Source organism: Halobacteriovorax vibrionivorans, assembly GCF_003346865.1.
GTDB lineage: Bacteria > Bdellovibrionota > Bacteriovoracia > Bacteriovoracales > Bacteriovoracaceae > Halobacteriovorax_A > Halobacteriovorax_A vibrionivorans.
On sequence record NZ_QDKL01000002.1, the window covers coordinates 194,322 to 216,778 of the forward strand.

Genomic DNA, 22,457 nt, shown 5'->3' on the forward strand with positions numbered 1-22,457 from the left:
TCCTATAATAATTCTTTGCGTTTGTTATCTTTTAAGTGTTGAACAATTTCTTTCACTCGTTGCGAATCATCCTTTGGCACAATCATTACGGCCTTATCATTTGAAACAACAACAAGATCTTGAACATTAATTAAAGAAACATGCTTATCCGGTGCATAAATAATATTTCCCGTAGCGTCCTTTAAGAAAGTTCCGTTACTATCAATTATAGTGTTTCCTTCCACACGGTCAACTACTTGTTCAAGTGCTTCCCATGAACCAAGATCATTCCAATCAAACTCGGCCTTAACTAGAGTAATGCGGCTCGACTTCTCCATGATGGCATAATCAATAGAGTCTTTTGGAATTTTATTATAAACTTCTTCCAGTTTGGCCTCTTCATTAAGATTGGCCTTTAAATCTTCATAAAAATTAAACATCTCTGGTGAATGGGCCTTAAATTCTTCTTTAAAGACACCAAGAGGGGCCATAAACATTCCGGCATTCCAAACATACTTACCAGTCTTTAGGTAAGCCGTGGCCTTTTCAAAATTTGGCTTTTCAACAAATTCTTCAACCTTAAAGCCATCACCAAGAGCATCCGCAACCTTAATGTAGCCGTATCCAGTATGTGGAAAGTGAGGCGGAATACCAATTGTTGTAATGGTTTTTGACTCACTTGATAATTTAACAGCTTTTTCAAAACTCGAGCGAAAGCCCGTTTTATTTAAGATGACATGATCTGAAGGCATAACAGCTACGATATCTTCATCTTTAGCTCCTGCTGCTTCTATTGCTGCAAGAGATAAGAGAATACATGGTGCGGTATTTCTTCCTGTTGGCTCATAAATGATATTATTCTTATTTACTTGATCCTTAGAACAATCGATGGCCAATTCACTTTGATCACGCGTTGTAATTATGAATCTCTTATCAATATCAACTGCACCATCAAATCGCTCAAGAGTTTGACCAAGTAAAGTCTCGCTACCAACTAATGAAAGATACTGTTTCGGTTTAGATTCAGTTGACTCTGGCCACAGACGAGTTCCCTTGCCACCGGCCATGATAAGTGTATAAATATTCATAAAAAAAAGCCCTTAATTATTAAGGGCCATCATATCATAAAAATTTTAAAATGCTGAATTAATCAAATTTGGTAAAGAAGTAATCACGCCCTGCAAAAAGAGAACGATTTTTCTTAACATACTGCTTCGCTTCAATAATTCTCTCAAAAGCTCCCAAGCTTACGCGAAAGCGATTCCCCTTTCCTGGAATATCCTTTTCATTAATAATTGGACTAAAACCAAGAACTCTAAAGCCTTCAGCAAATTCTTTAGCATCATCAATTGACTCAAATGAACCAACAACAATTGTGTACTTACCTGTGTACTCATCTGTACCACTTGATGTCTCTTGAATTTGAGTCGTCTCTGTTTGAGCTTGAACAACTGGTTCGGCCTGTCTTTCTTCTACTTGTTCTTGAACAGGTGGAGTATCTGCAGCGAGGTCATTGAACTCTTTATTCTCACTTGAGAACTCCTTAACCATTTTCTCTTTCAATGATTCCTCAATACGCTTGTTAAGATCTTCTTTCGAAACGTCTTTTGTACGTTGCTCTTGAACAAGTTCTTGAACCTTTTCTTCTTCTGGTGAAGTTAATTCGATCTTCTCTTTTTGTGTTACCGGTGAATCTAAAACCTTTTCAGCTTCTTGATCTAAACCAGACTTTTCAAAAGCATAGTTTGAACCAATCTTTAAACCAAAGAAGAAAGATGTTACCGCTACTAAAATAACGAAGATAACAACCAATAGGATTTCTTTTTTCTCAAAAACGTAGAAGTTACTTTTATCATTCATAAGGATATTTTAATCTCTCCCAAATTATTAGCAACTTGCTGAAAATACTAGGAAAAATAATCCTTTATTTCATAAATGAAATAATCCCCGAGTTTTTCTCTCATCTTAATGAAAACATTCATGCAATCATTTATAACGCCTCTAACTTAATTTTCGGAGGTACAAAGTGAAAAAGATTCTAAGAAATAATAAAGGCCAAGGTGTTATGGAATATATGATCATTACAAGCCTTGTAGGAATCATCTGCATAACGGCAGTAAAAGGCCTAGGTAGCCGAGTTAAAACAAGACTTGAGGATGCTTCATCAAAGATCACAGAAAGCATTAAGATCGACTAATGAAAGTCGTTCCTTTTTTCATATCAACTATTCTAATTTTAACGGTATTTCTTGCGGGTATTTCAGTTAGCGAGAAATACCGTTGTAAAAATATGATGGTATTTCGAAGCTATGTTCACACCCTAGCAAATACTCATCATAAAAATGAACGATTCAAACATTTCTCATGTGAAAGTCTTATTTCTCTTAAGAGATGGATTGATCCAAATTCACAATTAACTTTCGTGAAAACAAAGACAGAAAAATTTCTTATCTATAAAGGTAAAAAACACTACCTAAGGATGAAAGATGGACTTAAACCATAAGAAGATTCTAAATAATGAAAGAGGTAGCGTTAGTCTTATTGGTGCTTTCTTCTTTATGACTTTTATAGCTATCACTTTCTACAACATGGCAAAGTCTTATGAAGAACTTCATATTATCAAGCACTATAACAAATCATATATCTGTGCAAAAAAAACCGTTAAACATTACAATGACTTTTACAAGTTTATCTCTCAGACGAATATCGTTATTCGCTCCTTCTTTTATGGAAAATTTATACCAATATTAAGCTGGCTAAGGCCCTTTCTTTCATATGGAGAAAAAGGATTAAAAATCCTACAAGCAAGTTATCGATTTTATTTTCGATTAAAGTTGCTACAAATCAGTGAATGTAATTCTTTAAATATTGTTTCTCTAATGAAGGATGATCCTCTTGGACAAAAAGTCTGGAAAATTAAAAGGCAATTCGATGGAGGTGCAATATTTCAAAAAGAATGGAAGGGATTTATGCCTTTTCACTACAAAGGAAGTGATCTATCAGAAAATCATTCGTTCGTAATTACACTAAAGTTCAAGTTAAAGAAAGGCTATGTCTTAGACGATTTCACACTCAACTCAAGACATATGGCACCAATGGGTTTTCAACAATTGAAGGAATACTATGGTCTTCAATTCTTATAAGTACCCTCGTTTTAATAATTAACCTGGAGATTAAAATTGAAAATTCTAAACAACAAGAAATCAAAAACTTTACCAAGCAATGGAACGCAATCAAATAACTCTTGTACTTCTAAGCTTTTATTTAATAAAGAAAAAGAACAACAATTAAAAAAATCACTCTATCTTAGATTTTGGGTAGCACTTGTCCTAACTAATATCTTCACATTCATCCTATCCCAACCCATGACAGAGGCTACAATTGAAAAAGAAATAAATATTGCTAAAGATGAAAGACTTTTAAAACTTAGAATTAATGAGATGACTAATCTTGTAGGAAAAGACCAATATGTTGCCCTATATTCGGGAAATAACCACCTTACAAACAAGGCAAAGATTGTAAAAAAGCTTGAAGACAATACGAAGTCCATTTACTTAGTAAAAATATCTATTTCAGAACTGAATAAAATAGCTCCATATAAGGCACTTGAGTTAGATTCCTATCCAGTTACTAATCAACCCAAGTCTATTGGAGGCGTATATGAAATTGAAATTTAGCTTACTACTTCTACTTATTTCCCTAAACACTAATGCACGAAATGTCGTTGTCTACACTTATGATATTAAGGACGTCATGTTTGAAAAAGTCATGAAACTTGTTTTAGATGAAAATGCTGTAAAGAGTGAAGATATTAAGTTTATTCAAAAGAGTAATCCATGTGAAGACATCTACAAAGATGCTCTTCTTCATATTTGTATTAGTGAGAAAAATGAAGAATTTAAAGTTGTTCGCCAGAACAGAGTCGCTTTAAATAATACTTTTAACAAATAGCAAAAAGGACCCTGAAGAGGGCCCTTTTCTTATATCTAAAAATTAATTGATTTATTAATCTAGATGAATTTTAAACTTAGGAGTTGTTCCCTTGTTTCTGTTTTGCGCTTTTCTTCTAGCACCCATTTTTGTTTTTTTAGCATTACGCTTATTTCTTGTAACACGAGTTCTTGATACCATGATAAATCTCCTCAATATATTTAAAACTAATCTGAAAACAGTTTTCGAGTATAGCTTTATACTAACTTTCATGCCGTTTGTCAAAGTCATTTGCTTAATGTTCTTAGTAAATTTAAACGTTTACGCACAAGTTCACAAGCAAATAACACTCAGTATCGGTCAAGTATCTGAAATTTCATTAAAAGATGCTGAGAACTTCAGTGTTTCCAATAAAGAGATCCTCTCTTCCAAGGTCATAAAAGCCAAACAAAAATTATATATAAAAGGCAAAATGAAGGGACAGTCACTAGTTACAGTCTGGAAAAGCAATGGAAAAAAAGTCGTCCATACAGTCTATGTATTGTCTAAAAGTGGCCAATTTAAAATCCTTGAGACCTTATCAAATTTAAAAAACTTTGGCATCAGAGGAACAATAAAAGGAGATAAGCTTCTCATCTATAGTGATATTAAAACTATTGATCAATATCGAATAATCAAAGAACTTTTAAAAAGTAATGAGGACATAATCTATAAAGGAGAGCTACAAAATAAAGTGGCCAAGAAGATTATATCTGAAGTTCACCATCGTTTCTTCCAAAACTTTTATGATGATATTCGATGTCAAAAACAAGAACTTGATATTATATGCTTAACAACTGAAGAGATCCTTTCAGATGAAGGTTTTCTCTCACCTATCAAGGATAAATTCAAAGTTAAGTTTAGAACATCTCAACGGTTTAATAACTTGAGAAATCACAAATTAGAGATGCGAATTATCCAAATTGAGCGTCTTGATGGTAAGGAAATTAACTTTGGACTTGATCAAATTGATGTAGGCTTAACTGATCTTCTCGACAATGGAGCAATAGCACTTACTCGTAATCAGAATATAGTGTTAAGAGATACTGAATATAATGTTTCAACACTAGCAACGCAAAAGATTCTTCTGCGTACAAAACAAAAGTCGACGGTACAGATTGGATCAGAGATCCCATTTACAACGACAACGGTCAACAATGGAAATAATACTCAATGGCGCTTTGCTGGTTTAAAGATCTCAATGACACTTGAGAGAATTAACAATCGATTTAAGATTGAATATCAAACAAAACTAACCAGACCCATGGCCCAAAACAATGGCGACACTTATATAAATGGAAGCGCTCAGAGCTCAAGTTTTCTAATTCAAAAAGATTCAGCTATTCAAATGTTTGAAATTGATCTCACAACAGATGATCAAAGCGGCAGATCAATTCCATTATTTGGAAAGATTCCAGTTTTAGGAAAGCTCTTTTCTTCTTCGGCAAAATTTAAAACTTATAAACGAATCATTGCAATTGCAAAGCTTAAGTGAGGATATAAAGATGGAAGATTTAAATCAGTTTTTCTTTAATGAATTTAGAGCTTTATTAATTGAGAAGTCAAAGAAATCAAATCTCTTAAGCTTCGATTTAATCGTAGAGGAGGCTCTATCAATTAATAATCTTAGGCTATCTGACTTAGATAATATCGATCAAATAAAGATTTGGTTTGAGCATGTATACAATCAAAGCTATATCGATGATCTTCTTAAAATGTATGATGCAAGAGAGTTCATTATTCACTCTCCGAGCGATATCGAGGTTCACGCAAAAACAAATGAAAAGCTTAAAGTAGAATTCCTATCTAACGAAGACTTTCAATTAAGTCTGACTTTCTTAACAAGAAAGTTAAATATTGAATGGAGCTTTAGTTCACCATTTGCATCATTCAAAGTCTCAAGAATAATTACAGAAAAACCAATTGATATGAGAATAAGTTTAACACATCCTTGCCTTTCCCCAGTTAAGCAAGCGAAAGCTTTTATTCGAGTTCATAGTAAAGAAGTTTTTAATTTAGATAATTTCACACAAGACAATCAAGTTAAGTCACATATATATAAATTAGTTAATGAATATAAGAATATCGTAATTGCTGGCTCGACTGGAAGTGGAAAAACGAGTTTTCTAAAGGTTTGCAAAGATATGGCAAACTCAAATGAACATCATGTCATTATTGAGGATGTCGCTGAAATAGATGGAGATATTTCAAATACCACTCACCTCCTTTCGCACTCGAGCTCAGGAAAGAGCTTAAATGATTATTGTACCTATGCTCTTAGGATGTCGCCAAAGAGAATATTCTTAGGAGAAATTCGTTCTGAAGAGATAGTTCCCTTTTTACTAGCGATGAATACGGGACATAAAGGAATGATGACAACAATCCATGCAAATAATGCCAAAGACACTCTACTAAGGCTTAGTACTCTATTTTCTATATTCTCATCGAGTAAGAATGGTATTGAATTTAATCAAGTCTTAAAGTTAATCTGCCAATGCGTGGATAATGTTGTCTTTGTTGAAAACAAAGAAGTCACTGAGATTATAGAAGTCTATGGAAGTGAAGGAGACAATCCTATTTACTCTACTATTTATGAGAAGAAAAAAGATGATCACCAAAAAGGTTTATCAACGCCGCCAAATCTTGCTGTCTAACTTCCAAGCTAAAATAGTCATCATTATTCTCATCAAGTTCATAAGGATGCTCATTTGTAACCAAGGACTGATCATAATCGAGTCCAAAAACAGTTAATAAAGCTTTTGCCCCATCGATCTCTTGAGTTGAGATTGCCTTAAGTTTTGCAACCTCACCTTCACTAATACAACTTCCAGACTCATCAGGAAAAAAGACACTCTTGACAATTAGGGGCAGATTCTTTTCTATCAATGGATTCATTGTACGGTGAAAGAGAATCTTTGCTCCTTTATTTGTTAGAAGTTTAGTCTGACGATAGCTAAGATTTGGTATGAGTGGCGCAGAGTCTAATAACTTTGGATCATGGCCGTAAATCCCTTTTACATCCTTCCAAATCACAAGTTCTCGAACATCATCTAGGGCCCAAGCAAAAATAGCAGCAGAATAATCAGATCCTTCTCGACCTAGCGTAGAAGTTTCCCCGCTAAGTGTTTTTGCAATAAATCCCTGAGTAATGATCAGTTCTTTCTCATTTAATGGGTGGCACTTATCTTTTGTATTTTTAAAGAGAACCTTAGCTTCATTAAAATTACGATTAGTTGTAATATAGTCTCTAGCATCTGCAAGATGATTATGAACTTCCCTCTTTTGAAGATAATCTGAGAGAATCCTCGTTGAGACTCTCTCCCCAATACTATAAACACTATCTAAAACAGACTTAGTCTTTTCATTTTTAAGATAAGACTCAAGTTCACTTTGGAAATCAGATAGATCAGTGGATGTCTCTAATTCATCAATAATAACTTGATGCTTATTAAAAAAAGCTTTAACGAGATCAAGACTAGAAGTTTCAAAGATCTCTTCTAGCTCGTTTGTGGAATTATAAGTTGCAGACAAAACCACCAAGCAATTATTTGGGCACTTTATAATAAGGTCTGCTATTTGTTTTATAGTGGCAGCACATTTTATCGAGCTGCCACCAAATTTATAAATACTACGCAAAAAATTAGTCTCTTGTTAATTTCTTATAAGTGTAACGTTTTGGATTAAGAGCGGCATCACCTAGACGCTTTCTCTTATCTTCTTCGTACTCATCAAAGTTACCTTCAAACCAAACAACTTTTCCTTCTCCTTCAAAAGCAAGAATATGAGTTGCAAGACGATCTAAGAAGAAACGGTCGTGGGAAATAATTACAGCACAACCAGCGTAGTCTACGAGGGCCTTTTCAAGGGCCTGAAGCGTATTTACATCAAGGTCATTTGTAGGCTCATCCAGTAATAGAACGTTTCCACCTTCTTTTAAGACTTTTGCAAGGTGAACTCGATTTCTTTCCCCACCAGAAAGTTCAGAAACTTTCTTCTTTTGGTCTTCACCAGAGAAATTGAATTTTGCAATATAGGCACGAGAATTAACTTCAGTACCTGCAACGTTAATGAACTCTGTCCCATCAGCAACAACATCATAAATTGTTTTTTCTGGATCTAAGTCACGTCCTTGATCAACATATGCAAGCTTAACTGTTTCACCTACATCAAAAGTTCCTGATGTCGGCTCTTCTTGTCCGGTAATCATCTTAAATAATGTAGTTTTACCAGCACCGTTAGGCCCAATAATACCAACGATCCCACCTGGAGGAAGAGAGAATTCAAGGTTTTCATAAAGAAGCTTATCACCAAATGCTTTTGAAACACCTTTTGCTTCGATTACTTTATCACCAAGGCGAGGACCTGCAGGAATGAAAAGGTCATTTGTTTCATTTCTCTTTTCATTAGATAACTTTGCTCTTTCTTCATAGTTTTTAATACGAGCTTTTGACTTAGCTTGGCGAGCTTTAGGGTTTGAGCGAATCCACTCAAGTTCTTCCTTCATGGCCTTTTGTCTTTTAGACTCAGACTTCTCTTCTTGAGCAAGACGTTTTGCTTTTGTCTCTAGCCAACCAGTGTAATTTCCTTCAAAAGGAATCCCTTGTCCACGGTCAAGCTCTAGAATCCAGCCAGCGACATTATCTAAGAAATAACGGTCGTGTGTTACGGCGATTACTGTTCCTTTATATTGCTGAAGATGTCTTTCAAGCCACCATACTGTTTCAGCATCAAGGTGGTTTGTCGGCTCATCTAGAAGTAAAATATCTGGTTTTTGAAGAAGTAGACGACATAGCGCAACCCTTCTCTTTTCCCCTCCTGATAAGTTTCCACACTTTGCTTCTGAAGGAGGACAATTTAGAGCTTCCATTGCAAGATCAAGCTGACTATCAAGAGACCATGCATCAACTGCATCAAGTTTATCTTGAATCTTGGCCTGCTTATCAAGAAGATCGTTCATCTCATCGTCACTCATCGGCTCAGCAAACTTTGCAGAGATCTCATCAAACTTAGCGAGAAGGTCAACTGTCTCCTGGCAACCTTGCTGAACAACCTCTCTAACTGTTAACTCAGGATCAAGCTTTGGCTCCTGTTCCAGATAACCAACAGAATAGTTCTTTGCTAAATGTGTCTCACCTAAGTGATCTTCATCTAGGCCGGCCATAATCTTAAGTAACGTTGATTTCCCTGATCCGTTAAGACCAAGTACACCAATTTTGGCACCATAGAAATATGAGAGAGAGATATCTTTTAGAACGTGCTTTTGCTTATAAACTTTTCCAACACGGTTCATTGAATAAATAATTTGCTTATCGTTTTGATAGGCCATCGAGTAACTCCATTTGGTTAAATACTTACACAAATAAAGTACCTACAAAAGTATGGAATATCAATCACTCAGCGCGTTCCAATCTAAAGATTTAAATGACTTATCAAACGAAAGAAGTTTCCCACATAAGGAATGAAAAAGAAGACAACCAGCCAGATAAACTTACATATTTTAATTTTTGATAGTAGTTGTTCGTTTTGTGACTTGTATTCATCCCATAGTCCTATTTCAATTGACTCAAGGTCATCCCCAATATCTAGTCCTTGTGCCTGCTTCATCTCAACGAGGGCCGTTAGACGACGAAATAACTCCTTTGCATAGGACAACTGTATATCTGCTAAGGAATTGATTCTTGAACGACTTATTAACTGATTAAGAGGTGTTCCAACATCATACATGAGCTTGAAAATTAAAAAACTGTGAAGCACATGGCCAATTGGGACAATTTGCTTCTGTGCTAATCTCTTAATTAAATAATGAAAAGTTATAATTCCTATTAGATTGTAAGCAAGGGCACAACTAATAAATAGTGTATCGATTTCAAAATCGAGAATCTTCGTCGAGAAAATATTTAGGAATAAGGTTAAGCAAGCAGCAAGAATAAATTGGAAATAGCTTTCATTCATTACACCAGAGCTCTTCTTCTCGATCTGTAAGTCTGTAGACAATGAGTGCCTAAGCTTTGAAAGTGTTTTACTTGTTGCAGCTCCAAACTCCTTAGCAACTTGTGAAATTTCACAAATTAACTCATCAAAGAACTTATAATGAGAGAGGTGCGTCAAATCTCCCATTAGGTTTAGTTGCGACAAGTCAATTAGCAGATCCTTTCCTCTGCGATATTGACTACGATAACGATATGATAAGTTACTGGTTTTACGAATGAGCTTCTCTGCAGGAAGTAAGAAGACCAAGATTGAGATAGAAAGGAATGATATTATTGCCAAAGTGAACCTCCAATATCTTGACGTAACGCTATGTATCTGAAATAACAATTACTAATGGATAATAAAGAAGAGTTATTTCACATTCGAAATGAAAACAGACAACTTCATGCTGAAAGCGGCAAAGTTTCTCATCCAGACTTCTATCTAAATGATGAGACACTTGAAGAGCTTCAGAAGTTCTGCCAAGACTTTGACCCTTACCGAGACCTAGATCTTGAGACAAAATTTCGTCTACAAGAATTTGGAATAATTGATCTTTCTAACCCATTTGATATCACAAATAAATTACTACTCTTATTAGAGAACAACCTTCAGTATCGTATAAAGTTACAAGAGAACAAATAGTCATGAATAAAAAGACGTCAGCATCCTCTGGAAAATCCAAGGGGAAATCAACAGGGCGCTCACGCATCCGTACACCACGAGTCGAGCTACACCCTGCAAGTATCAAATATCTTTATAAAGGCCATCCTTGGATTACAAAGGATCGCTTCTCAATGAAGTTTCCTCAGGGATCTCCATTTGTAACGGCAAAACTAGAAGAAGGTAAATTTGCCATTTTATTAAATGACCCTACTCACGATAGTGTGCTAGCTCGCTTATGGAGAATTGGAGAAGGCTCACACCTTGGCCCAAAAGATTTCTACTTTGAATTAAGACAAAGAATGCAAGATAGCTTTGAGGCCCGCCGAGGAATAACAGACCGTGAAAACTACTATCTGGCGTTTGGTGAAACTGACTTCTTGCCAGGTCTTTTCATAATCAGACTTAAAGATCGTATTCTTGTTCAATTCTACTCTAACTTTTGGAATCACTTTGAAAAAGATATTCTAAAGATTATCAAAGACTTTTATCCGAATGATAAAGTTTGGGTACAAAAGAGAAACTTGAAACGTAAAAAAGAATTTTACTGTGCAAGTAATAAATCGATTCAAGAAGATGAGTTCACTGTAAATGAGTTTGGAGTCGATTATATAATCCGCCTCAATCAATTTTACGATATTGGTCTCTACACTGATATGGCAGCGATAAGAAATAGAGTAAAGGATGACTTTGAAGATAAGTCAGTTCTAAACTTATATAGCTATACAGGTGCATACACTCTCTTTGCTCTAAAGCAAGGAGCAAAGGATGTTACAAGTGTTGATCTTTCACAAAAATACCTGGACTGGCTTGAGGAGAACTTAGAATTAAATAAGATGGAAGGAAATACTTCTCTTTGTATGCCTACAATCAAGGCATTAGAAAAGTTTAAAGAAGAAGGTCGAAAATTTGATCTTATTATCTGTGACCCTCCTAGTGCTTCAAGTGATGGAAAGAAAGTATCAAAGGCAATTGATGCATATAAGGATATGATTCCTTTATTTGATATGATTTTAAATAAAGGTGGAAAAGCACATATCTTTTTAAATACTCACTCAATTACAAGAAAGAAGTTTGAAACAAAAGTAAAAGAGTATATTGGAAAAAGAAAGATAAGCATCACAGGAGCTTTAAGACTGACAGGCGACTGCCCTTCTCTAAAAGGCTTTATTGAAGGTGATTATCTAAAAGGTTTAACCCTTTTAAAGAAATAGGAAAATAAATGACAACAAATATATATGTACTTGTACCTGTACTAATTGGTTTTATTGGTATCCTTCAAGGAGCACTAAATCGTGTAATGACCCAAGATATAGGCCTTACTTGGATGGCACTTCTTGGAAACTTTGTGACTTTAGTAGTTTGTATAGGATTCTATTTCTTTGCAAAGGCCAACCCAGAATTCTTTCCTGATTTTGTTCGTCTAAAAGAATTTCAATTTAAATGGTGGTATGTCATTCCTGGTATCTTTGGATTTCTCTTTGTAGTCGGGCTTCCAATTGGTATTTATCAAATTGGAGCTGTTAAGACGACAGTTGGACTTATTGCCGCCCAAATGGTGACGAGTGTTATGTGGGATTTATTCATAGAGAATATACCAATGACTGTCCCAAAAGGACTTGGTGTTCTTATGGCGATAGCTTCAGTTCTTCTTATTACGCTATTTTAACATTTTTAAAAGATTGCGTTAAAATAGAATAAATTTAACGTAAGCACCGCTAAAATATTATGCTATAAGAAACTTATGGTTTTAGCTTATTTAAGATTACTCTTAGTTGGTATATTTCTCGTTCTTGGAACCCTTGTGTGGATTCCTATATGCATGCTGCGTCCTGCAAATCGTGGAAATACATTCTTTATTGCTCGTTACTATTCATGGCTGACGAGAATATTTCTCAATATTAAAATCGAAACACGCCTACCAGCAGGTTACAAGAGTACTCGCAATGCTGTTTTTATCTCAAATCATCAATCAAACCTAGATATATTCTTTGTAGGCCCGGCCCTTCCAAGACGAACTGTTTCACTTGGAAAGCAGTCTCTTGTTTGGATACCAGTATTTGGTCAAATGTACTGGCTTGCAGGAAATATCCTTATCAATCGAACAAATAAGAGAAAAGCCTGGTCTGTTATGGAAAAGGTTGCTCAGACAATAAAAGAAGATAATTGCAATGTTTGGATCATGCCTGAAGGTACGAGATCAAAAGGCCAAGGACTTCTTCCTTTTAAAAAAGGCCCATTTATTGTTGCAATAAAAGGTCAAATGCCAATTTACCCAGTAGTTTTTTCTAAATATGAGGATTCATTTGATCTTGGAAAGATAGTACCTGGTAAAGTTATTATCGAAGCTTTGGAGCCTATCTCAACACAAGGGTTAACTGTTGACGATATTGATGAGCTAATGAATAAAACTCGTAATCTTATGGCCGCAAAGCTCGATGACTTATCTAAAGAGCTTGCAAATTAAAAGATATTTACGCGAGTCATATAATCAACATCTCTAGCACTTGTTCTTCTTAAAGGGCCCTTTGTTCCAGGTGTAGTTGTTCTTCTTCCATCATTAACAGCAACACTACTTGTTGGACAATCCATTCCTAACCCACAAAGGTCCTTATTATTTAAATATAAAGCTGCCTCAAGAAAACTATACTTCTTACCTTTATACATTAGTCTTAGATCTTCAATCTTTCCTGAGCTATTTGGAAGAACAACAAAGTCCCCCTTCTCTAAAATATCAAGCATGAATTCTTTGTATGGTTGGTACTCTTCTGTGATTTTAAAAAGGACGTCATTATATTGTCTACCATTCCTATTTTTAGAATATGCACTTACAGTATCTCCATAAACTCTAATTGAAAGGATCTCTTGGTCACCATAATAAGGTCCTCTTATTTTCAGGTCACCTGTTGTTGCAAAGATTTGATCATAAGAAAATGCGTTTAAAGTGATAAAAAGTGCAACTGTAAGCTTAAGAATAGTCTTCATATTTTTCCCCTTGTGACTTATATTTATGCACTTTGTATGCCAAGTATTTCACGTATTATTGGGGAGATAGAGTGTTTAAAAGATGAGCAGTGTAAACAAAATAACTATTCTACCTTTTGGGTTGGATTGGGTTGGGTTGGGTTGGGTTGGGTTGGGTTGGGTTGGGTTGGGTTGGGTTGGGTTGGGTTGGGTTGGGTTGGGTTGGGTTGGGTTGGGTTGGGTTGCTAACTTTCACTTCGTGAAAGTGTCGCTTCTTCTTTGCGATTACTTTCCCATTGCTCCTGAAACAACAAAGCCGGGCTTGAACCCGGCTTGTTGAATAAAATTTTCTAGCTAAAGTGTTGGGGAGCTAGCACCGCAAACAATAGACTGGCTTTGGCCAGTCAATTTTGCGGGTGCTTAACCTACAATACGTTCACGCCATTTTCTAATATCTGGCGCTAGGTAGTCGTACTTCATCTCATCAAGAGTATATTGAGAGAATTCATAGTCTGTCGTGTGAGTTAGACACTCTGTTGGACAAACAGTTGTACAAAGACCACAGTAACAGCAAAGTGCTGTATCAATTGTGAATTGCATAAGATCAAGCTTAATAGGAGTACCATTTTTCGCTTTAATCGTTGGTGCATCTTTTTCTCTTCTAGTTGCTGTAATATAAATACAGTCAACTGGACAAGCCGTTGCACACTGGTAACAAGAAATACAGTTTTCAACATCGTTGAAAAGACGAGAGCGAGAGTTTTTAGGAAGCTCTTCTCTTACTTCTGGATACTCAATTGTTACAGGCTTTACACCATATACATATTTAAAAGTAATACCTAGACCTTTTGTTACAGTTCTAACTGCTGTCCAAATATTCTTAAACCATTTTCCTAATGTTAATTGCTCACCTGCTTGGTAAGTTGCTTGTGTACTCATCGGTCAACCTCTCCTAGTACAATATCAATACTTCCGATTGTAGCAACGAAGTCCGCAATCATCTGACCTTTTCCAAGCTCAGGAAGCATTGAAGTGTGTGTAAAACATGAAGACTTAACTTTAACTCTGTAAGGAGTTTTACCACCATCTGAAACGATGTGATAACCGAGCTCTCCACGTGGACACTCTGTTTTTGTATAGATTTCACCTTTAGGTAACTTGATGATCTTTGGAACTTTCCCCATAATTGGACCTTCCTCAATTCCATCAAGTGCTTGGCGTAGAATCTTAATTGATTCAAAGATTTCGAAAACACGTACATAATAACGGTCCCAACAGTCACCAACAGTTCCCATTTCACCTTTACCTGTAACTACATCAAAATCAAATTTCTCGTAGTAACCGTATGGCTTCTTCTTACGAAGATCCCACTCAACACCTGAACCACGAAGAACAGCACCTGTTGCTCCGTATTGGTAGGCCATTTCTGGAGTTACAACACCAACATTTGCAGTTCTGTCACGGAAGATAGCATTCATACCAACAAGATCGTGGTACTTCTTCATATTCTCTTCCATCTTAGTACAGAAAGTATCGATACGACGAAGTTGATCATCAGTGATGTCGTTCCATACACCACCTACCCAAATATAATTATAAAGAAGACGTGCACCAGAAAGCTCTTCAAAGAGTCTTAGGATTTCTTCTCTATCTTGGAATGCATATAAGAAAGGAGTGAAAGCACCAAGGTCGATTGCATAAGTACCAAAGTACATTAAGTGTGATGCAATTCTTTGTAGCTCTGCTACGATAATTCTGATGTATTCAGCTCTTTCTGGAATTTCTGTCCCAAGCATTTTCTCAACACCGTGAACATATCCCCACTCCATTCCCATAGCACCCAAGTAATCCATACGGTCAGTGAAAGGAATAATTCCGCGGTAGTCTAAGTTCTCGCTGTGCTTTTCCATACAACGGTGTAAGTAACCAAGGTATGGAGTTGCTTGAACAACAATTTCTGAGTCTGTTTTAATCTCAACACGTAAAACCCCGTGAGTCGCCGGGTGTTGAGGACCCATGTTAACAGTTAGAAGATCTGTATGAAGAGCCTCTTGCTGTTTAACATCTTGTGTTTTATTTAATGTATCTTCCATTAAAAATATCCTTAAAAATTAATTATTTGCTTCATCCATTTTCTTATTTAGAGCGGCCTCTAAATCAGCAGAAATCTTTCCATCCCATGAACCAGATACTTTCTTTGGTTCAGCAGCATCAACTCTCGCTTTAGCGAAGAATTCATGGTCAGCATTATTGATTTTATGTTCAGGATTAATCTCAAGACCATGCCAAGCTTTTTGAACTTCATAATCTTTACGAAGTGGAAAACCTTCCCAGTCTTCAGGGCATAGGATTCTTCTTAAGTCAGGGTGTCCAACAAATTCAACACCGTTCATGTCATAGACTTCTCTTTCAAGAAAGTTTGCAGACTTCCAAACGTCACATACTGAATCAACCTTAGGAACATCATCCTTGTTAGCTTTTGGAAGCTTAACTTTAATGATGACGTCATCAGAGTTAGTAATAAATGAAGCTAGCATATAATTAACTTCAATTTCACTATCGTAGTCAACGCCTGAAACAACTTGAAGAACATTGAATTGATATTCAGAGCTATCTCTAAGAACAAAACAAACGTCTTTGATTTTAGAAGCATCAACTAAGATTGGCTTATCACCTGCTTCATTTTCAATTAAAGATGCGTTTGCGCCACTAACTTTATCATTAATAAAACTTACTAATTCATTAAGCATGCTTCACCCACTTATCTTTAAGAAGTCTCTCATTTGCTACTTTCTTTTGAAGTGTCATAAGACCCTCAATAAGAGCTTCTGGTCTAGGTGGGCAACCTGGAACGTAAACGTCAACTGGAATGATTTCATCAACACCCTTAAGGACGTGATAACCATGTTGCCAGTAAGGGCCACCTTTGTTGGCACATGAGCCCATTGAAATAACATATTTCGGCTCGGCCATTTGTTCATAAAGAGTTTTAATTCTTGGTGCCATCTTAAGTGTTACTGTCCCTGCAACAATCATTAAGTCCGCACGTCTTGGAGTCGCCATGAAAGCACCACAACCAAAGCGTTCTAAGTCATACTTAGCACCACCAGTTGCCATCATTTCAATAGCACAACAAGCTAGACCAAATGTCATTGGCCATAGAGAATTCTTTCTTCCCCAGTTAAGGAAGTCATCGAGTTTTAATAAAACAACACTATCTTGCATTGTCAGCAATCCTTTTTAGATATGTAAAATTATGAAATTCTTAGCTTATAAATTACCAATGCTTAGGTTTCTAGTCAATTAAAGGCACACAAAAAACGCATGTTTTTTGATAGCGCATAGGGACAATCCCTAAACAGCTATATATCAAACAAATCAATGGACTAAATAAAATTCAATCTAAATATGCTCGACATCGAGCATTAAAGTTGGCACGTGCCTTTGTAACCTTCTCATTAGCACTAGCAATTGAACGAGTTTTTGACTCCGAAAGATAGGTCATTCGTTTAAGGTCATTGTGACAGACCTTTGTCATGATTTCTTGAAACTCTTCTACGATGGCCACCGGATACGGGCTGGACCAGGCAGATGAGATCAAGCTCGACTGTTCAGGTGAAATATGTGTAATCACTTCTTGTTTAATTCCGTGCTCATCAGCAGACTTTTTAAACTTATCATAGTGTTCACCTAGTTTATAAAATTCCTTTATAGCGAGATTTCTTGAGAACTCTTCCCCATCTAAGATATTAAGACATTGTGCAGATATGGACTTAAGTCCGTAAATATCACGTCCCACCTTACATTCAACGATAAATGCATCAACTTCCCCTCCTATACCTTGAATAGTATCTTCAAGAAAAGAAGATAGAGAAAACTCTCCAACATAAGGATTAAAAGGCTTCTTATAAATATAGTGTGTAAGTTCGTGAATTAAATCTAAAACAGCGTTCTTTGTATTATGTGACTTATCGATATAAACTTTTGAGCGAGTTTCAAAGCGTACACTTTCTGGAGAATTTGGACTGAACTTTCTTACAAGAGTCGTATCTGTAACAGAGACTTCACCACTTTCAATAACCTCTTCAAGTCTTTTATGATCCTTAGCAGCTCTTAGCCTGGCCTTATCAATTAAATTCACACCAAGTTTAGAGGTGTTAATTATATTAATTAATTGCTCAATACTCTTTTCTTCAGTTGAAGCAAGTCGTCTCCAATTCCCACTGTACTTCTTAGTACCAGAGTAAATTGTTCCGCCTCTTTCTCCCCAACTTTGTGCAAAAGTATTGCCCATGCTGCAAAGCAAGTAAGTCATCATTATAAATATCGTAGAATTAGACAATATCGACATTAATTTAAGTATCGACATTTGATGGTAATTCTTGAGTTATAATTAGCAGTTTTAACGAAAGTGCAAAATACTTCCTTTAACTTAATGCGTTTTGCACTTAAGAGGCAAAGCCATTAGAATAAGCATGTTCAAAAAAGAAAGAATATTAAGAATCTATGAATCAAGGAGAAAACAATGGAACATAAACTTCCAGAACTACCATGGGCAAAGGATGCTTTAGCACCTCATATTTCAGCTGAAACAATCGAGTATCACTACGGAAAGCATCACAATGCATACGTAACAAAGCTTAACGCAGCGATTCCAGGAACTGAATTTGAAAACATGACTCTTGAAGAGATCATCATGAAGTCAAAGGGTGGATTATTCAATAATGCTGCTCAAGTATGGAACCATACATTTTACTGGAACTGTCTTGCTCCAAACGCAGGTGGAGAAGCAACTGGTGCAGTAGCTGACGCTATTAATGCAAAATGGGGATCATTTGATAAGTTCAAAGAAGAATTCTCTAATTCTGCAGCAACTAACTTTGGTTCAGGTTGGACTTGGCTTGTTAAGAACAAGGCTGGAGAGCTTGAAATCGTTAACACTGACGATGCCCAAACTCCAATGACAGATGGTCACACTGCTCTTATGACAATCGACGTATGGGAACATGCTTACTACGTTGATTACAGAAATGCTCGTCCTTCATATATCGACGCTTTCTGGAAACTAGTTAACTGGGACTTCGTAAACAAGAACCTTGCTTAATTAGCGACAAACAAATCAAAAAAGAAGGGCCTCTATTTTAGAGGCCCTTTTATTATCCAACAAATTTTAAAACTTTTACTTCTAGTCCAAAATTATCCTCTTTTCGAAGAAGCTGAAATCGAGTCTTATCCTTAGTAGGATGAAGGTGCTTTACCTTTCCTAACTCTTCCTGAAGGTGTTTAGCGGACTCAATCGACTGACATTCAATCTTGTACTGATCACCCTTCTTTTGTTCAACAGGCAATAGATAGAACTCATCTTCAAATAAGTTTACATCAATTAAAAACATAAATAATTCCCCTATCTCTCTAAGTACCTATTTTTTCGGAAGGAATTAAAAAATATTAATGATTTTTTTCAGAATGTCGATATGTTTAATAAGTATTGGAGCAAATTATGAAAAGAATTATCGCAGCAAATTTAGTTATTTTAATTGCACTTACAGTTAAGGCAACTCAGGACTTTAAAAATAAAGATGAGTCTGTTTTCAATAAACACATTAATGCTCAAGCAAAGACTGCTGTTGAACTTTCTAATTTAAAAGATCAAGCGGATTTTGCTACGCGAACAGCGGCAACATATAAAGAGAAGTATGAAAAAGTACTTCAAGAAAAAGAAGTCCTATTATCTGAATACAAGGCCTATAAAATAAGAAGTGAAAAGCTTGTTGAAGTTCTCGATGAGAAAGGTCTTATTACACCAGAGATTGCAAAATATACTCAAAGATACGATGGTCGCCTACCGGCCAGTGACGAGTAATCTAAAAGCTAATTACATTATACGTAACAGAAATATCAAATTGGAGAAGAGAGTAAATCTCTTTTCCAATATAATAATTGAAATCCGTCCTCACTCTTAGAGCTTCTGTTATCGGAAAATTAAAACCCATTCCAAAAACCACTGAAGAGAACGTTTGATCTAAGAGACCTGATAACTTTGTACCATTATATACTGAAGAACTTCCTTCAACTGCTGTTGAATGATAGCCAAGGTTGAGATCAACTATATCTTCGAGCGTGAAACGAAACATAAAACCAAATTGTAAGGTTTCTAGGTCGATCTTATAACCCTGATGATCATTCTTTAAAGTTCCTGGCCTAAAGAATCCTTCAAGAGAAATTGTGTCATATCGAATTCCAACATTTGCAGAAGGAATAATTGCAGTAGCGCCATTATAATAATCGCTCTCAGAGATGACTCCAGAAAATGTAGTTCCACCTCCAACATAGAAGTCCAAGGCCTTTACATTAATAGATATGAAAATAGCAATTACTATGGATAAAGTCTTAAAGAATCCCACTTATTACCTTTTTTAACAAATTGAAAACGATCGTTAAGTCTGTGCTCTCCGTAAATGAAAAAAGTTATCTCATTAACTTCAACATAATACCCTCCCCAATTCTCTGGATAAGGAACACTTTCATTATTATAACGTATTAGGTTTTCATGGTATTCAGTTTCTAAATTTTTCCTACTAGGTACAGATTCTGATTGTTTTGAAGTAAGGCTTGCAACTTGGCTTTCCTTAGCTCGTGATTGGAAATAGCTTCTTGAAATATCTCTTTCACACTTACTAATTTTCCCACGTATACGGACTTGCTTACCTAGACGGTGCCAATAAAAAGTCATTGCAACATTATTATTACCATCTATCTCTTTTGCTTTTACAGAATTATAATTAGTAAAAAAGAGAGGCTTTCCTTTGTGAACTTCTTTTAGCAAGAGAGTCCTTGCATTTGGAGCACCGTGTTCATCCACTGTTGATAAGATAAATGCTGGAGCATTTTCTTCTTTATCTTGTGCATCTTGGAACCATTTTTCAAATATTTCAACAGGTGATTCTTTAAAGTCTCCAATAAAGTCTTTGTAATCGCTCAAATTATTACTCCATAATTATTTGAAAATCTCGCTTCGAATCGTGAAAGTCACGGTTGATGTCGAGAATTTCATAGTAAATACTTGGGAATTCATGCTCTCCGTACTGAAAATGAACAGGGGCACTTCTGTTTCCAAGAATATCAAGTTTAAAGTACATCAAGTTTGGTAGGTCATTAATTGGTACCAAACTCTGCACAACTCGATAAAAGTACTTCCTAAAATTATTCTTGTCGATGTTATCGATCACCTTTTCTAATTTTAAATACACATTATCTGGATGAGATTTAAGAACTTTTAAAATTTGCTTGGCCACATGCCTTGTATGGGCCCTTTGCCAGAAGAAAACTCGACTTATAAAGTACTTACCATTTTTTCTCGTTCCAATAATACGATAGCCACGATCTTTCTTTATCTTATTAACTTCATGAATAATATCATCAAGAGTAATGTCGCCAATATAATCAAAGATCTCTTTTCTAAGTATCAAGCGATAGCGTACTTCTGTGGTAATATTCGTCTTAAGTCCTGGTACTTCTCCAAAGTCAATTTTTCTAAAAATAAAAGAAGGAACGAGTGCTCTTAACTTACGATAAGTTTTTTTCCACTCTCCTTTAGTGAAGTAGCGATCTTTTCGAAGATAATTTGTCCCAAAGTCTAATGCTGAGTTTAGGACCTTATTTTTAGGTATAAATGAAAAGAAGGACTCTTCCATCTTATCTTTTCGTCGATGAATTAGAATATTAAATTCTTCGCTATATCGGTAGACTTTATTAGGAAAGAAATAATCTCCTTGGTCTTCTCCATTTAGAATTGAAATATTATTCTTATAATAAGTCATATTGTAGTCGATCTCAGAAATAAATACTCCAAACTTTAATCCACTTCTTTCGTACTTATATTCGTTAAAGCCTTGAAATAGTAATTCCACCCCAGCATTAAAAGCGGCCAACTCATTTGCTAAGCTAAAGTCTGAGATTAACTTCTCTTCAATATATTGACGTCCCGTATACTGGCCGAACATTTTATCAAAGTTTAGCTTAAACTTTGGCTTTAAAATTAGATCGAAAGCTTCGCGTGCCTTTGGTTTACTTAAATCAAACACGTAATCTAAAATATATTGTTCACCGATTCCTCGACCATAATTGAACTCAAAGACTTCAAGCTCAAAGCGTTTTGATACAAAATCAGGAGCTTTAACTGCTTTTACTAAAGTTACAAAAAAATCACTTTCAACTTTTGCTCCAGCTCTGGCCTCTGTAGATGTACGAGTAACTATTTTGAGTCTTACCTTAGACTCATCCATACGGTAAATATTTATAATATAATTACCACTAGTGATAACATTTGCGTTTACTTTAGCACCAATAATATCGGCATAATCATAACCGTAACTAGCTCCAATATTTAAATTCATGCTCGCAGGCATGGAAACAAAGTCTCCAACATTTAAACGCTCTAATGTACTTTCAGCATCAAATGGAATCTTATGGAATGAATAAGGAAGTGCGAGTATCGCTTTTTTCTGACTTTCAAAATGTCTAATAAAAGTAACTCGATCATCTTTTGAAAATGTAAGGCTTATTGGAGTAATGGCATCGATATAAGAGCCAGGGTTTACAGATCGATTAAATCTCCACTCATCTACTCTTGCAAACTTCCCCTTCAGATACGAAGGAGTCATTTCATAATTATACTTTAAACCGAGTCCGACACCTTTAATTTTATCGTAATTGAAAATATCAACAGAAGTTGAAAGGTTTAAATTTGCAACCTCTCTAATAATAATGTCTTTTAGTTTTCCATCTTTAAGAAAACTATTATCTTCACTATTGGCAAATGAAGACAAATTAAACACTGATAAGAGTGCAATAACAAAGTGAATTGGTCTGATTTTATTCATCGCTAGATGCTAACGATTTTTGAACTAGTCG

Annotated in this window: 29 protein-coding genes; 13 read left to right on the plus strand and 16 right to left on the minus strand. The window is 35.6% G+C overall.

What is annotated here, in order from left to right; translation table 11 throughout:
• Nucleotides 1–2: 2 nt before the first annotated feature.
• Together DAY19_RS06710 and DAY19_RS06715 are read right to left on the minus strand one after the other, a co-directional pair.
• Complete coding sequence (locus tag DAY19_RS06710; protein ID WP_114706431.1) at nt 3–1,067, minus strand: mannose-1-phosphate guanylyltransferase; 1,065 nt, start codon at nt 1,065–1,067, stop codon at nt 3–5.
• A 58-nt stretch (nt 1,068–1,125) separates the two neighbouring features.
• Nucleotides 1,126–1,839, minus strand: a complete 714-nt coding sequence (locus DAY19_RS06715) for an SPOR domain-containing protein (RefSeq protein WP_114706432.1) — start codon at nt 1,837–1,839, stop codon at nt 1,126–1,128.
• Between the two features lie 166 nt (nt 1,840–2,005).
• Between DAY19_RS06715 and DAY19_RS15315 the strand changes: the two genes are divergently transcribed.
• From DAY19_RS15315 to DAY19_RS06740, 5 genes are read left to right on the plus strand one after another with little or no spacing between them, the layout of a single operon-like run.
• On the plus strand, nt 2,006–2,176 hold the full coding sequence (locus DAY19_RS15315) for a hypothetical protein (RefSeq protein ID WP_199506624.1): 171 nt from the start codon (nt 2,006–2,008) through the stop codon (nt 2,174–2,176).
• Nucleotides 2,176–2,481, plus strand: coding sequence for a hypothetical protein (locus DAY19_RS06725; RefSeq protein WP_114706433.1), 306 nt, complete (start codon nt 2,176–2,178; stop codon nt 2,479–2,481). The genes DAY19_RS15315 and DAY19_RS06725 overlap by 1 nt, the downstream gene beginning before the upstream one ends.
• Complete coding sequence (locus DAY19_RS06730) at nt 2,465–3,121, plus strand: hypothetical protein (protein WP_114706434.1); 657 nt, start codon at nt 2,465–2,467, stop codon at nt 3,119–3,121. The genes DAY19_RS06725 and DAY19_RS06730 overlap by 17 nt, the downstream gene beginning before the upstream one ends.
• A gap of 36 nt (nt 3,122–3,157) precedes the next feature.
• Entirely contained in the window at nt 3,158–3,655 is a 498-nt protein-coding gene (locus DAY19_RS06735; RefSeq protein WP_114706435.1) for a hypothetical protein, read from the plus strand.
• Complete coding sequence (locus DAY19_RS06740; RefSeq protein ID WP_114706436.1) at nt 3,639–3,929, plus strand: hypothetical protein; 291 nt, start codon at nt 3,639–3,641, stop codon at nt 3,927–3,929. The genes DAY19_RS06735 and DAY19_RS06740 overlap by 17 nt, the downstream gene beginning before the upstream one ends.
• A gap of 54 nt (nt 3,930–3,983) precedes the next feature.
• Here the strand turns inward: DAY19_RS06740 and DAY19_RS15435 are convergent, their stop codons facing one another.
• Entirely contained in the window at nt 3,984–4,109 is a 126-nt protein-coding gene (locus tag DAY19_RS15435) for a hypothetical protein (protein WP_255509261.1), read from the minus strand.
• A gap of 70 nt (nt 4,110–4,179) precedes the next feature.
• On the opposite strand from DAY19_RS15435, the gene DAY19_RS06745 reads away from it, so the two are divergent.
• A complete protein-coding gene (locus tag DAY19_RS06745) occupies nt 4,180–5,442 on the plus strand; it encodes a pilus assembly protein N-terminal domain-containing protein (RefSeq protein ID WP_158536821.1) in 1,263 nt (420 codons plus the stop codon).
• A 10-nt stretch (nt 5,443–5,452) separates the two neighbouring features.
• Nucleotides 5,453–6,601, plus strand: a complete 1,149-nt coding sequence (locus DAY19_RS06750; RefSeq protein WP_114706438.1) for an ATPase, T2SS/T4P/T4SS family — start codon at nt 5,453–5,455, stop codon at nt 6,599–6,601.
• Here the strand turns inward: DAY19_RS06750 and DAY19_RS06755 are convergent.
• The 3 genes from DAY19_RS06755 to DAY19_RS06765 all read right to left on the minus strand — a co-directional run bounded on the left by DAY19_RS06755 (nt 6,534) and on the right by DAY19_RS06765 (nt 10,217).
• Entirely contained in the window at nt 6,534–7,583 is a 1,050-nt protein-coding gene (locus DAY19_RS06755) for an aspartate kinase (protein WP_114706439.1), read from the minus strand. The genes DAY19_RS06750 and DAY19_RS06755 overlap by 68 nt on opposite strands.
• 4 nt (nt 7,584–7,587) lie before the next feature.
• Nucleotides 7,588–9,273 carry an energy-dependent translational throttle protein EttA gene (gene ettA / locus DAY19_RS06760; protein ID WP_114706440.1) on the minus strand — a complete coding sequence of 562 codons (1,686 nt, stop codon included), beginning with the start codon at nt 9,271–9,273 and terminating at the stop codon, nt 7,588–7,590.
• Nucleotides 9,274–9,356: 83 nt separating this feature from the next.
• Complete coding sequence (locus tag DAY19_RS06765) at nt 9,357–10,217, minus strand: hypothetical protein (RefSeq protein WP_114706441.1); 861 nt, start codon at nt 10,215–10,217, stop codon at nt 9,357–9,359.
• 54 nt (nt 10,218–10,271) lie between these two features.
• Here DAY19_RS06765 and DAY19_RS06770 point away from each other — a divergent pair, with 54 nt between their 5' ends.
• The 4 genes from DAY19_RS06770 to DAY19_RS06785 all read left to right on the plus strand — a co-directional run bounded on the left by DAY19_RS06770 (nt 10,272) and on the right by DAY19_RS06785 (nt 13,047).
• Nucleotides 10,272–10,562, plus strand: coding sequence for a hypothetical protein (locus DAY19_RS06770; RefSeq protein ID WP_114706442.1), 291 nt, complete (start codon nt 10,272–10,274; stop codon nt 10,560–10,562).
• A gap of 2 nt (nt 10,563–10,564) precedes the next feature.
• Nucleotides 10,565–11,794 (plus strand): class I SAM-dependent rRNA methyltransferase, encoded by a 1,230-nt coding sequence (locus tag DAY19_RS06775; protein ID WP_114706443.1) that lies wholly within the window; start codon nt 10,565–10,567, stop codon nt 11,792–11,794.
• A gap of 8 nt (nt 11,795–11,802) precedes the next feature.
• Nucleotides 11,803–12,249 carry a DMT family transporter gene (locus tag DAY19_RS06780; RefSeq protein ID WP_114706444.1) on the plus strand — a complete coding sequence of 149 codons (447 nt, stop codon included), beginning with the start codon at nt 11,803–11,805 and terminating at the stop codon, nt 12,247–12,249.
• A gap of 75 nt (nt 12,250–12,324) precedes the next feature.
• Entirely contained in the window at nt 12,325–13,047 is a 723-nt protein-coding gene (locus DAY19_RS06785) for a lysophospholipid acyltransferase family protein (protein WP_114706445.1), read from the plus strand.
• Here the strand turns inward: DAY19_RS06785 and DAY19_RS06790 are convergent.
• The 6 genes from DAY19_RS06790 to DAY19_RS06820 all read right to left on the minus strand — a co-directional run bounded on the left by DAY19_RS06790 (nt 13,044) and on the right by DAY19_RS06820 (nt 17,862).
• Nucleotides 13,044–13,565, minus strand: a complete 522-nt coding sequence (locus tag DAY19_RS06790; RefSeq protein WP_114706446.1) for a hypothetical protein — start codon at nt 13,563–13,565, stop codon at nt 13,044–13,046. The genes DAY19_RS06785 and DAY19_RS06790 overlap by 4 nt on opposite strands.
• A 399-nt stretch (nt 13,566–13,964) precedes the next feature.
• Nucleotides 13,965–14,483: a 4Fe-4S binding protein gene (locus DAY19_RS06800; protein ID WP_114706448.1), complete on the minus strand. Its 519-nt coding sequence runs from the start codon at nt 14,481–14,483 to the stop codon at nt 13,965–13,967.
• Complete coding sequence (locus tag DAY19_RS06805; protein ID WP_114706449.1) at nt 14,480–15,637, minus strand: NADH-quinone oxidoreductase subunit D; 1,158 nt, start codon at nt 15,635–15,637, stop codon at nt 14,480–14,482. The genes DAY19_RS06800 and DAY19_RS06805 overlap by 4 nt, the downstream gene beginning before the upstream one ends.
• Nucleotides 15,638–15,655: 18 nt before the next feature.
• Nucleotides 15,656–16,294, minus strand: coding sequence for an NADH-quinone oxidoreductase subunit C (locus tag DAY19_RS06810; RefSeq protein WP_114706450.1), 639 nt, complete (start codon nt 16,292–16,294; stop codon nt 15,656–15,658).
• Nucleotides 16,287–16,769 (minus strand): NADH-quinone oxidoreductase subunit B, encoded by a 483-nt coding sequence (locus tag DAY19_RS06815; protein WP_114706451.1) that lies wholly within the window; start codon nt 16,767–16,769, stop codon nt 16,287–16,289. Before DAY19_RS06815 ends, DAY19_RS06810 begins: the two co-directional genes overlap by 8 nt.
• Nucleotides 16,770–16,941: 172 nt before the next feature.
• Nucleotides 16,942–17,862: a hypothetical protein gene (locus tag DAY19_RS06820; protein ID WP_133296908.1), complete on the minus strand. Its 921-nt coding sequence runs from the start codon at nt 17,860–17,862 to the stop codon at nt 16,942–16,944.
• A gap of 207 nt (nt 17,863–18,069) precedes the next feature.
• On the opposite strand from DAY19_RS06820, the gene DAY19_RS06825 reads away from it, so the two are divergent.
• Nucleotides 18,070–18,648, plus strand: coding sequence for a superoxide dismutase (locus DAY19_RS06825; protein ID WP_114706453.1), 579 nt, complete (start codon nt 18,070–18,072; stop codon nt 18,646–18,648).
• Nucleotides 18,649–18,700: 52 nt separating this feature from the next.
• On the opposite strand, the gene DAY19_RS06830 is transcribed toward DAY19_RS06825, so the two are convergent.
• Nucleotides 18,701–18,937 carry a hypothetical protein gene (locus DAY19_RS06830; RefSeq protein WP_114706454.1) on the minus strand — a complete coding sequence of 79 codons (237 nt, stop codon included), beginning with the start codon at nt 18,935–18,937 and terminating at the stop codon, nt 18,701–18,703.
• 107 nt (nt 18,938–19,044) lie between these two features.
• Between DAY19_RS06830 and DAY19_RS06835 the strand changes: the two genes are divergently transcribed.
• Nucleotides 19,045–19,407 (plus strand): hypothetical protein, encoded by a 363-nt coding sequence (locus tag DAY19_RS06835; protein WP_114706455.1) that lies wholly within the window; start codon nt 19,045–19,047, stop codon nt 19,405–19,407.
• 1 nt (nt 19,408) lies between these two features.
• Here DAY19_RS06835 and DAY19_RS06840 read toward each other — a convergent pair whose 3' ends face one another.
• Genes DAY19_RS06840 through DAY19_RS06850 form a run of 3 tightly spaced genes read right to left on the minus strand, consistent with a single transcriptional unit; the run spans nt 19,409 to nt 22,426 of the window.
• Entirely contained in the window at nt 19,409–19,948 is a 540-nt protein-coding gene (locus tag DAY19_RS06840) for a hypothetical protein (RefSeq protein ID WP_114706456.1), read from the minus strand.
• Entirely contained in the window at nt 19,921–20,526 is a 606-nt protein-coding gene (pdxH, locus tag DAY19_RS06845; protein ID WP_114706457.1) for a pyridoxamine 5'-phosphate oxidase, read from the minus strand. Before pdxH ends, DAY19_RS06840 begins: the two co-directional genes overlap by 28 nt.
• Before the next feature lie 4 nt (nt 20,527–20,530).
• The gene (locus tag DAY19_RS06850; protein WP_114706458.1) at nt 20,531–22,426 is read right to left on the minus strand and encodes a hypothetical protein; all 1,896 of its coding nucleotides are present in this window, start codon (nt 22,424–22,426) and stop codon (nt 20,531–20,533) included.
• Nucleotides 22,427–22,457: the final 31 nt, after the last annotated feature.